Origin of the sequence: Paenibacillus selenitireducens (genome assembly GCF_002021565.1) — a bacterium.
Lineage (GTDB): Bacteria > Bacillota > Bacilli > Paenibacillales > Paenibacillaceae > Paenibacillus_K > Paenibacillus_K selenitireducens.
This window is the reverse complement of record NZ_MSZX01000014.1, coordinates 144,414-155,309: the sequence shown is the minus strand read 5'-3', so window position 1 is coordinate 155,309 and position 10,896 is coordinate 144,414. Positions and strand designations below refer to the sequence as shown.

The 10,896-nt window shown below is 42.8% G+C and carries 13 protein-coding genes; 6 read left to right on the top strand and 7 right to left on the bottom strand.

Translation table 11 applies throughout. The features are described 5' to 3' along the window. Nucleotides 1-30 precede the first annotated feature (30 nt). The 3 genes from BVG16_RS27550 to ku all read right to left on the bottom strand — a co-directional run bounded on the left by BVG16_RS27550 (nucleotide 31) and on the right by ku (nucleotide 2,538). Nucleotides 31-894, bottom strand: coding sequence for an IS3 family transposase (locus BVG16_RS27550; RefSeq protein WP_233146885.1), 864 nt, complete (start codon nucleotides 892-894; stop codon nucleotides 31-33). An 11-nt stretch (nucleotides 895-905) separates the two neighbouring features. After that, on the bottom strand, nucleotides 906-1,223 hold the full coding sequence (locus BVG16_RS27545; protein WP_078497227.1) for a transposase: 318 nt from the start codon (nucleotides 1,221-1,223) through the stop codon (nucleotides 906-908). 454 nt (nucleotides 1,224-1,677) lie between these two features. Next, complete coding sequence (gene ku, locus BVG16_RS27540) at nucleotides 1,678-2,538, bottom strand: non-homologous end joining protein Ku (protein ID WP_078502402.1); 861 nt, start codon at nucleotides 2,536-2,538, stop codon at nucleotides 1,678-1,680. A gap of 118 nt (nucleotides 2,539-2,656) precedes the next feature. Here ku and BVG16_RS27535 point away from each other — a divergent pair, with 118 nt between their 5' ends. Beyond that, a complete protein-coding gene (locus BVG16_RS27535) occupies nucleotides 2,657-3,160 on the top strand; it encodes an HAD-IIIA family hydrolase (RefSeq protein ID WP_078502401.1) in 504 nt (167 codons plus the stop codon). Nucleotides 3,161-3,219: 59 nt separating this feature from the next. On the opposite strand, the gene BVG16_RS27530 is transcribed toward BVG16_RS27535, so the two are convergent. The 4 genes from BVG16_RS27530 to BVG16_RS27515 all read right to left on the bottom strand — a co-directional run bounded on the left by BVG16_RS27530 (nucleotide 3,220) and on the right by BVG16_RS27515 (nucleotide 6,830). Beyond that, nucleotides 3,220-3,891 (bottom strand): GNAT family acetyltransferase, encoded by a 672-nt coding sequence (locus BVG16_RS27530; RefSeq protein WP_078502400.1) that lies wholly within the window; start codon nucleotides 3,889-3,891, stop codon nucleotides 3,220-3,222. Nucleotides 3,892-3,908: 17 nt separating this feature from the next. Beyond that, a complete protein-coding gene (locus BVG16_RS27525) occupies nucleotides 3,909-4,589 on the bottom strand; it encodes a GNAT family N-acetyltransferase (RefSeq protein WP_078502399.1) in 681 nt (226 codons plus the stop codon). A 9-nt stretch (nucleotides 4,590-4,598) separates the two neighbouring features. Continuing rightward, nucleotides 4,599-5,453 (bottom strand): carbon-nitrogen hydrolase family protein, encoded by an 855-nt coding sequence (locus tag BVG16_RS27520; protein WP_078502398.1) that lies wholly within the window; start codon nucleotides 5,451-5,453, stop codon nucleotides 4,599-4,601. Between the two features lie 171 nt (nucleotides 5,454-5,624). Then, complete coding sequence (locus tag BVG16_RS27515) at nucleotides 5,625-6,830, bottom strand: MFS transporter (RefSeq protein ID WP_078502397.1); 1,206 nt, start codon at nucleotides 6,828-6,830, stop codon at nucleotides 5,625-5,627. Between the two features lie 375 nt (nucleotides 6,831-7,205). Here BVG16_RS27515 and BVG16_RS32565 point away from each other — a divergent pair, with 375 nt between their 5' ends. The 5 genes from BVG16_RS32565 (at nucleotide 7,206) to BVG16_RS27490 (ending at nucleotide 10,486) form a co-directional block, all read left to right on the top strand. Next, nucleotides 7,206-7,502, top strand: coding sequence for a hypothetical protein (locus BVG16_RS32565; RefSeq protein WP_144027507.1), 297 nt, complete (start codon nucleotides 7,206-7,208; stop codon nucleotides 7,500-7,502). Between the two features lie 162 nt (nucleotides 7,503-7,664). Then, a complete protein-coding gene (locus tag BVG16_RS34100) occupies nucleotides 7,665-7,928 on the top strand; it encodes a spore germination protein (RefSeq protein WP_078502395.1) in 264 nt (87 codons plus the stop codon). A gap of 193 nt (nucleotides 7,929-8,121) precedes the next feature. Beyond that, nucleotides 8,122-8,418 (top strand): antibiotic biosynthesis monooxygenase family protein, encoded by a 297-nt coding sequence (locus BVG16_RS27500; RefSeq protein ID WP_078502394.1) that lies wholly within the window; start codon nucleotides 8,122-8,124, stop codon nucleotides 8,416-8,418. Nucleotides 8,419-9,246: 828 nt separating this feature from the next. Further along, nucleotides 9,247-9,699, top strand: coding sequence for a GNAT family N-acetyltransferase (locus BVG16_RS27495; RefSeq protein WP_078502393.1), 453 nt, complete (start codon nucleotides 9,247-9,249; stop codon nucleotides 9,697-9,699). Between the two features lie 271 nt (nucleotides 9,700-9,970). Continuing rightward, a complete protein-coding gene (locus BVG16_RS27490; protein ID WP_078502392.1) occupies nucleotides 9,971-10,486 on the top strand; it encodes a GNAT family N-acetyltransferase in 516 nt (171 codons plus the stop codon). Nucleotides 10,487-10,896 lie beyond the last annotated feature (410 nt).

Below are 10,896 nucleotides of genomic sequence, written 5' to 3'. Positions count from 1 at the left end.
TGCTCTTCTGTCAATAAAGTGGACACAAAATTAAGCTGAATTTCGCTCATAATAGAGCTGCTCGAAGCGAACCGGCGACATGTATCCCAGCGTGCTATTGGAGCGTTTCCGGTTATAAAAGAATTCTAAGTATCGATATAGTTTCTCTTGCGCTTCTTGCTTGGTTTTAAACTTTGGTTTGCAGTAGATCAACTCGCGCTTCAAAATGCTGTGAAACGCCTCAATACAAGCGTTATCGTAGCAGTTTCCTTTCCGACTCATACTGGGTTTCATATCGTACTTTTTAAGTTGTTCACGGTAATCTTTTGACGCATACTGCGAACCGCGATCAGAGTGGTGGATTAGTCCCTTTCCCGGTCTTTTCGCTGTATGGGCTTGCTTCAGCGCATCCAAAACCAAATCTGTTGTCATATAGTCGCCCAATTTCCATCCTACGATCTGTTTCGTGTACAGATCCAAGATACTGGCTAGATACAGCTTTCCTTGGCGACAAGGAATGTAAGTGATGTCCGCCACCCATTTTTCATTCGGCTTAGTTGCTGAAAAATCTTGTTGCAGCTCATTGGGTGCGATAGGTAGTTCGTGTTTGGAATCTGTCGTGCTTATTCTGAATTTACGTGACATACAGGAACGAAGCCCTTCTTCGCGCATAATGAGGCCAACCGTTCGTTCCGATACGGTCCAGCCTTCCTTCTTAAGATCCCGATGAATTCTTGGGCTTCCATAGCGTTCTTCGGAGTCATGGAAGTGCCAAATAATACGCTTTTTGAGCTTCTCCTTTCGTTGGAGCTGCTCAGAAGGCGCTGCCGTACGCCATTTGTAATAACCACTCCTGGATACGCGTAGTACGCTGCACATCTTCTCCACGCGAAACTCGGAGAGATGATCTTCAATAAATTGAAATCTTAGTTCTTTTCTTTGCTGAAGATGTGCAGCGCCTTTTTTAGAATGGCTAACTCTTCTTTTAATTCATTAATTTCACGCTCTTTACGGCGGTTCTCCTCCTCATTGTTCTTTAGCACTTGCTCGAGTTGTTTAATCTTCTCCGGATGATTGACCGCTTCCTGATCGAATTGCCGATATTGCGCGATCCATTGGTGTACGGTGCTTTTCGGAATGCTAAGTTCATCACATATTTCGGATAGAGACTTCGTTTGCTCTTGAATGTATTTCACTGTTTGCATTTTAAATTCTTCGTTATACCTTTGCCGTTGTTCCCCCACAATTGGACACCTCTTCTTTCGTTAAGTTTATTATCTTTTGTTCCTTAACGTCGTGTCCACTTTTTATTCTAGTTGCACAGGAGCCCTTATTTATGCAAAAAGCATTCAAAATGCTGGTTGAACGGACACAGGAGCCCTTATTCTCCTATAAATAGGGTATATACTCATTATTAGTATAGAATAAGGGCTCCTGTGTCCACAAAAGCCGCTAATCTGTGAGTATAGCAAAGAATAAGGTCTCTCATGTCCGCATTTGCTCCCAGATTTCTACAACAGTTGATTTGAAACACCAACTCACCTCTCCTATCGACCAACGTATAGGTTTACACAATAAAGAACCGTCGAGTGATTATCCTTGACGGTTTTTCTCATATGCACATAAAAAAACGAATTCTTTATCATAAATTCAAGGAGCTGATGAACAGCCCCTTGATTTACCTTGTACTTAAGCCTGTTAGGAAGCTGTTTCTTTGGCTTTTTTACGACCGCGAGGTTTCGGTGTTGTTGGCTTGGTCGGCTTCGTACCACTGTCAGCGGCGACGATCGGTTTGACCACGTCTAAGCTTGCTTGCAATGCGGACATGAGGTCGATAACATTCGTCTTCTGCGCCGCCGGCGCGACATTGATTTCCTCTCCTGCGATCTTATGCTCGATGGCCTCAAGTAACGCAGTGCGGTACGTATCTTTATATTTCTCGGGTTCGAAAGGTGTCGTGAGCTGGTCGATGAGCATTTTGGCCATCGTTAATTCTTTCTCATCCACGCTAAAAGGCGACTGTGGTAAGTTGGGAACTTGGCTTACGGGACGAATCTCATCGGGATAGAAGATCGTCTCCATGGCAATGCAGTTATCAATCACGCGAATCGCGGCAAGACTGCTTTTAGAACGGATGGATACCTGAGATATCCCGATTTTTTCGGATTGTTTCATGGATTCAAGCAGCAAGTTGTAGGCATGCGCACCTGTCTCAATCGGCGATAAATAGTACGTTTTCTGAAAATAAATGGGGTCGATATCGTTGAGATGCACGAAATCAAGGATTTTGATTTCTTTGGTAATTTCACCTGACAGCTTCTCAAGTTCTTCCTTCTCAAACACAACAAATTTACCCGGCTCGTACTCATATCCCCGAGTAATATCTTCCCATTCGACTTCAGCATCGCATGTTTTGCATTTTCTAACATAGGATAAGGGCGTATTGCACTTCTTATGAATGTATTTCATCGAGATATCCTTGTCTTCCGTGGCTGAGAACATCTTCACAGGGACGTTCACAAGGCCAAAGCTTATGGCACCTTTCCATACTGTATGCATGTTATCATCAACCTCCTTGAACGAATTGCGTACAAGCTTGTCGGTTGTTAGTATGGACTTGAAGCGGGAATTTTACCGCGTTGGAATAAAGAAGTAAAACGGGGGGAAGGAATGAACGATGCTTATTCTTTTTGATTTAGATGGAACATTAATCACGTCATACATGGATAATCCGGATCGAGACTATGATTCGTGGTCCGTATTGCCGCACCGTGAAGAGATGATTACTGCGCTGCGAAGTGAAGGTCATGTGATTGGGATCGTGACGAATCAGGCGGGCGTCGCATTCGGTCATGTGACAGAGAAGGAAGTACTGCAAAGAATTCAGTGCGTGCTCGAAGCATTAGACCTTCCGCATGACACTCCCGTTCAAGTTAGTTTTGGGCATCCTAAAGCTAAAATCTACCGCTATCGTAAGCAGGAAGCCATCGCACGTCGCAAACCGTCTGGTCAGATGATCCGCGATCATATCGCGAACTATCCTGAAGCTGCTGCCGAAGGCGTTGTCTATGTGGGAGATCGGCCGGAGGACGAAGCGGCGGCGAAGGATGCAGGCGTGGATTTTATCTGGGAGAAGGATTTTTTTGCCAGGGACAGCGCTACGAATAATTATTCGGAATAAATGGGAAATAAAAAAGCAGCTGAGCCTAAGCCCAACTGTTTTTTGTGTAATAATTTGAATTATAGCGGGCGTAAAGCCACGGTAGGTGTATGTTGTAAGGTATTAATCATATCAAGCCATGCTTGGGGTTTATTCGGTAATACGCGATAGTACCAAGTCAAGAAATCCACAATAAGCTGTCCTGACAGTTCTGTTAGCTCCTCATCCTTTGGCATGAAGGAGAAGTCTAAGCCGTCAACGGCTTCTCCATCATTTCCCCATGAAGGGTGAACATAAGGGAAATCTAAGCGTTGGTAGCCGATATGGGATAACACCTCACGACGAACGATCGGATTCATCGGCGCAACACCGCCGAATTCCAATTCACCGACTAGGTAAGGATTATAAATCTCAGCGAACATCCCAAGAATGTCTTGACCTGCTTCAGAAGCTAACTGATCTAGATCGCGCTCGCGGTGTTTGTATAAAAAGCGACCGATCCCTAGACCGGGTTGACCAATGATAGTGAAATCTGTCATGGCTACATTCAGCGGCTGAACGTAACGATATTCAGTAGCACCTACCACTTGACCTTCATGGACAGCGACAAAAACACGAATGTCAGGGTCTTGCAAAGGCTCGCGCCATAAATCGAAAGCAAGCACCTCTTCCGGTGGGAAAATGGATTGCATAAGCTGATGCATTTGGGTAAACAGTGGATCTTCAATGGATGTAATACGGATATATTCCATGGTGAGCAGGGCTCCTCTCAAATTGTTAATGGCATAAAGGGATTCTTCCATTCCATAAGCAAGGCATGATTGCAGGATTCTTCATCCTCTAGGTACTCTGGAACGATCGTAACTGGTAGACGTCCGCAGCGTAATAAGAATGAAATGACGGGATCACGAAGCTCTCCCTGAATCACGAGTTCAACGTACTGTTCCGGCGTTAGTCTTTCCGCGTGCAAGTGGTAACCAGGCATCCGACCTCCACCGAGCAATCGGGCTAGCTGTAAGTGTATGACAGTCTCATACATGGACTGCATGAGACATTTGCCGATGCCGAACTTGCGGTAGGTCGGACGTACGCTGATATCAACAACGTATAACGAGTCACCTTGTGGATTATGATTACGAATATAACCATGATCTGTGATTTCGGCCCATGTGTGTTGCGGATGTTCCGATTCAAAAGCGACGATCAGACCCGTCATCGATCCGATTAAACGGCCGTCATATTCTGCACAGAGGGCACCTTCAGGAAAGTTATTAATATGGTTAAGTAATTGTGCTTCATTCCACCACAATTCAGATGGAAAGGGAGGAGGGAAGCATTCCCGTTGAATATCAATTAATGCCGGAATGTCTTGCTTGGTATAATTCCGAATGGTGATTTGCTTCGGCTTATCACCTAGGAACACAAAAAAGGTTTTGCAATAGTTTGTCATAGGTCAATCTTACCAATCCGGATAAAGATCGGTGCGCCGATCACGCCAAGTGGTAACGGAACCGCTCTCACGTACTTGGTGCAGCAAAGATAGATCCAAATCCGCTGTAATGATCATATCGCTGTTCAGCTCACCTTCAGCCACGATGCCGCGCGGTGGGAACGGAATATCGTTTGGTGAAATGATTGCGGCTTGGCCGAAGTTCGCGCGCATAAAATCAACGGTTGGCAGCGAACCGATGGTGCCTGTGGTGACGACATACATTTGATTCTCAATCGTACGAGCATGACAGCTATAACGAACACGATGGAACCCGTGACGATCGTCGGTACAGGATGGACAGAAGATCACATCGGCGCCTTTCGCTCGAACCATACGTACGATCTCGGGGAATTCGATATCGTAACAGGTTAATAGACTGATGGTTCCTTTATCCGTCTCGAACACCTCGACACCTTCGCCAGCAGACATATTCCATTCAGTAACTTCCGTAGGTGTAATATGAAGTTTCGCTTGTTCAGCAACGCGGCCGTCTGGATAGAAGAGATGTGCAACGTTATATAGCTTGTTGTTGCGGCGAATGACGTGTGTACCGCCGATCAGATGCATCCCTGTTTTTTTGGCAAGTGAAGTGAAGAGACTGCAATAAGCATCCGTAAAGTCCGGCAAATCCTGAATAGATAACGCTTCACCTTTGTCATTTCCAATCGACATCAGTTGTGTTGTCATAAATTCAGGAAAGAGGACAAAGTCTGCGTTGAATTCTTCAGCCGTCTTCACGTAATGTTCGACTTGATCCGCAAATTCTTGAAATTTCGAAATGGTGTGTAAATGATATTGTACGGCAGATACCCGTAATTTCATGAGATGACCTCCCTTTATTTCCCTAACTGAAAACAATAACCCTATTATGCAGGATGGAAGCCTCTAGAACAAGACTAAGATTTGGGACAATACAATAAACGCCTACGTTGTCCTTAAAGGGATAACGTAGGCGTTTGTTCCGTCTTTTAATATCATAAGTAAGAATAGGGGCTAAGCCAGCTTGTTTAACGATTGTTGGGCACGTTTTCGGTCTTGCATGCGTATCATTACTGCGGTGATTAACAATAGAATACCGTTCAAGACGAACACGAACGGAATAGATATCACGCCACCTAATGCACCACCGGCAATTGGACCAACCATCGTACCTAACTGGTTCGCAGATTGGTTTAGACTAAACGCTCTACCGCGGAAATCGGGTGTTGTGTACTGAACAATTAATGCATTCAGAGCCGGATATACCGCTGCGAAGAATAAACCATACACGAAACGTAATATACCGAAGCCCACCAAATTATGAAAGAATATCTGCAAGATATTCCCGATTCCGCCCCCAATCAGACCAATCATGAGCGTCTTGCGATATCCGTACTTCGCACCGATCTTACCCCATTGAGGTGCGGCCAGGACGGTAGCAACACCCACGGCGGAGAAGATGATGCCCGAACTGAATGACGCATCTCCATGCGAGACACCCATATCTAAGACATATAGCGTCAAAAGAGGTTCAAGTACCATAACAGATCCGCTGACGATAAGGACGGTAATTAATTGGCTGAAGAAAGGTCGATTGCTAACCGCTTGCTTCAAATCATCTCGAACATGGGAACGTGCGTTGTTGCGATTGAATTTCTCTTCTTTAATACCGACCCAAGCGATCAGCGCAGAGATCAAGACCACAACCGCCGATAACAAGAAGGTCTCGCGATACCCGAAAAAACGGCTCATCGTTCCGCCAATCATGGGTCCTATGATGCTGCCAGCTGCGCTAGCCGTAGACATAATACCAAGGGCGTAGCCCACTTTCTTCTCGGGTGTATTCGTACCCACGAGTGCGATGGCTGCAGGAACATACCCAGCCAAGAGTCCTGAGAGGACGCGTACGGCAAGTAACTGGTATGGATTCTGTACGAACGCGGTCAGAATATAGATGGCACACAGTGCAAAGCCAGATCTTAGGAGCATAGGTTTACGCCCGTATTTATCAGCTAAGGATCCCCAGAATGGTGCTATCAGAGCACTTGCCAGAAACGTGATACCGAACGCAAGGCCTGACCAGAGGGATAAATGAGAGGTAACATGCAAGTCACTGCTAATAAAGAGCGATAGAAATGGGACAGACATTGAGAATGCTGTACTACAGAAAAAGACGCCGAGCCAGAGGACGTACAGATTTTTCTTCCATGAACTATCCATTGATTCACATCCTTTTCCATATGCAATTGTCACGTACATGGGTTTGAAAGTTCATTGTATCATGAACGTACTGCACAAGCTCCCTAGGAACCTGTGAAATGAAGCCAAATATGACCATAATCGGTGAAGAGGAGAAGTTAGAAGGATCTGAACAGACTTTCTCGGAATATTATGACTAAATAAAGCCATTAGATAGTAAGGTCGGTAATAAGAAGGAAACTCGAAGATAGGAGTCAAATGGTCGGAGTTATCAGACAATTCGAGCAATTATGACGTGTTAGGACGTATTTTCACCATAGAACTCGAAATCTGCGCTTTCCCGAGAAATATTTCTGAGGGAGGGAGCGTTGAATCGTAATCTGGAGGTTGATGAAAATGAGTAAACGAGCAAAAAATTTAGGGTTTGTCCTATGGAATGTACTGCTTGGGGTTCTTGGGACGTTCGTTTTGATCTATTGTATCTTCGGGTTCTATGGATTTATAAGTCCACCGAATTCTATCGAAAGGTTTCGCGCTGCATGCGCTCTGTTCGGGTATCTTCTATTATGGATTTTCGGGAATGTTCTGCTGATTCGTGGACGAAGCGTTCGAGAGCAAATCCTGCTGTGGTTGGGTAGTCTGTTGATTATTATTCTGGTCTTGATTCTTGTTCTGAGATTGTTGATTCGGTAACCACTTCTTCCATACAGAGGAGGTTAAATCTAGAACCAGAAGCGTCGTAAATAAGATCAAGATGATGATTTCCGAAGCATCCATGACGCGGAAGGTACCGATCATATTTATGAAGCGATTGCTTCACGGAGAATCCTCCTAATAAGTCGAGCGAGAAAGTAAATGCTGCTAATAGCACGAATAGGGTGGGTCTGTGCCGCAACGTTTGGTTTCTATGGGATTATTCTGATGCTTATCATCATTACTTCACACCTCTGCAGCTTGAGATCGTTCGGTATTCCGTATATGTCTCCATATACAACATCCATGCAATCCCCGTCTGATTATGAGATCGTACCAAGATGGATCGCTCATTTTAAACCGAAACTAATAATGAGTCCATCAACCGAAGGAGATATTCTGCCTGAAGAGTCCGTTGAAAAATAAAGGTATCAAAATGGTGGTATCGTCGATTGTGCTGCTGGCGCTAATAACGGGGTGCTGGAATAAAACATTAATCGAGAACATTGGAAAATAAGAGGGTAAGTTGCTTTCATGGGAGAAATCAGATTATCTTCGTCATCGCAAAAAGAAGGGATTTGACACGCAGAATCGAAGTACATCGTAGGAGGGGAAGCCGATGATCCTAGAAGTTGCGATGTTACATGTTAGACCTCATCTTGTTGAAGAATTTGAAGATAGCTTTAGACAAGCTTCCAAGATCATTACTCAGATGAAAGGGTATATCCAGCATCAACTGCAGAAATGTCTTGAAGAAGAGAGTAAATATATTCTCTTGGTACAGTGGGAGACACTAGAGGACCATACCGAGGGGTTTCGAGGCTCAGAGGAGTATCAGGCGTGGAAAAAGCTTTTGCACCATTATTACGATCCATTCCCTGTGGTAGAGCATTATGAGAATGTAGAGCTGGGATAATAAATAATTAGTTCATGAGATTAAATAATTAGGGACCGCTATTGTGAAGAGCAGGTCTCTTTTTTGTGCTTGGAAATAGTGGGATGTAAAAGGATTTCCCTCCTTTAGAGTTGATGAGGGAGGAATTCCTAGGTTTGGATCGAATGTTAGAATTATGTAATAGAGACGAGGTAGAGGGTGAAAAGATATAGGGGCAGGGGATCTAGGATTAAAGAGTTATATGAAAGAGATGCAGAATATTAAAATCATTAGATAAACAAATATAAATTTATGAGAACGCTTGTGCGCAGATGGAAAGATAGGTAAAATATAGATAACAATTGAATCTTGGGTGGGCATGGTTTCCCTTCGAAGGGAGGTGAAGCCATGGAAGTAAAAGATGCAATAACAAAAAGAAAAAGTAAAATCCCACCCAAAGGTTAACCGCCGAAGGTGGGATTTTATTCCTATAAGACTTAGAAGGGAATATACCATCCAAGCCAATTGTACTGACCAAGTGTTCGCCGCACTTGGTCTTTATTAAATATATAATAACACAATGGAAAACATGTATCAAAGAAGAAATTGAATAAAAATTTAATATTAAAGTGCACTGTGTATGCAAACTCGAAGAAGGCATCTCCATCATATAACACCGTTTTCCTGCTGCGTCGCGTCCGCACCTTGGTCTGTCGGAGGGTTTTTGAAGGAGTGTAATCAGGCAGACAATCCTGTGAGGACAAGTGAAGAAGCCACTCAGTCGCATTCGCTCCTTTAAGCCTCTCGGGTTCAGGAACACAACAACGTTATATGCAATTACCGATAGAACATTAGAAAGAAGGCGATCTCGTGGAAGTTTTATTAAAGGACATAGATGAAACTAACTGGCTAGAATGTATTTTTCTAACGACTGATCCTGATAAAAATCATTACCTTGTAGAGAAATTTGTAGCTTCAAATGCAGTTTCGATTGCACAATCAAAGATAGAAAAAGGATGGATAACAAAAGCGATTTATAGTGAAGATACAATGTTGGGTTTTACAATGTATGGATATTCAGAGGAGGATAATCGTTTTGAATTATGCCGTATTATGATTGACTATAAATTTCAACGTCAAGGTTTCGGTAGAAAGGCACTAAGTCTAATCATTAAAGAGATGAGTAAGAACAAGGAATGCTCAGAAATATACTTATCGTTTGATCCAGAAAACCATTCTGCAAAAAAACTATATGAAGAATTTGGATTTGGAAAAACAGGTAAAATCGTAGACGACGAAGTTCTTTATTGCTTGAAATTATAAAGGTAAATGTAGGTGAATTCGAGATGCCGGTAATTACAGACAACAAAACATTCACGCATCGGACCCTGATAGTTCCTTGGTCCGCAAGAAGCATTTTGGCAACGTGAATTCAGCGGACAACCCTGCACCGACTAAGCGCATGGCGCCCAGCCTGACGGCCTTAAGTCGGTGAGGATTCGTGAATGTACAAACGTTATATGAAAGACCTGCAAATAAAAGTAACTAATCTTTAAAACACATTAAAACACAGAGGAAAAGGATGTTGTTATAGATGAGCGTAGAGCCAATTACTACAGAAAGACTATTTTTGATACCATTTACAAGAAAGATAGCTACCGCTATTTTAGATGGAGATTTTGAAGAACTATTAAATATGGGCTTTTGTTTAGGGGAAGGATGGCCTGATGAAGATGCGATTGAGACTATTCCTAAGATACTAAGAAATTTGGATTTGGTAAAAGAACCAACAGGGTTTGAGTCGTGGATGATAATCAAGAAAGATAGAATGACTATCATTGGTGATACAGGATTTAAAGGGGTACCTAATTCGAAGGGCGAGATAGATATTGGTTATGGACTAATAGAGCAAGAACGAAAGAAAGGCTATGGAATTGAAGCAGCCCAGAGCCTAACTGACTGGGCATTTTCAAAACCTGAAGTAACAGCAATTACTGCAAAAAGTTTAATAAATAATAACGACTCCGCAAGAATATTAGAAAAAATGAAGTTTAAGGAATTATTAAGAGACGACGAAATGATTTATTGGCATTTAAGAAAGAAGATTTGAATTGATGCAAACCTAAACTCCATAAATTCATGAAAGGAACTGCAAATGCTGAATAAATCCATAAGTGCAAAGAGTATTTTGATTATAGTTTATATTATCATTTTAATAGTATTTGGTCTTTTACTTGTGCCTCACTATGAGGTGTGGGGACCAGAGAAGAATATTCATGGATACTCTTATCACACTATATTCTCATTGATAGATCATAAACAAACAGTTAATGGATTTGTGGTTATATATCAACTCGATTATGTAAAACAAATTTTCATTATTGGAGTATTGAGCGCTTTGTGTACTGCGGTTTGGTTATTACTAACTCAATGGGAAAAAGAAGATCATAGGAAATAAACATATTGTGAGAGTAACTCGAAGAAGGCTTGGACATTATATAACAAATAAAAACCATTTAC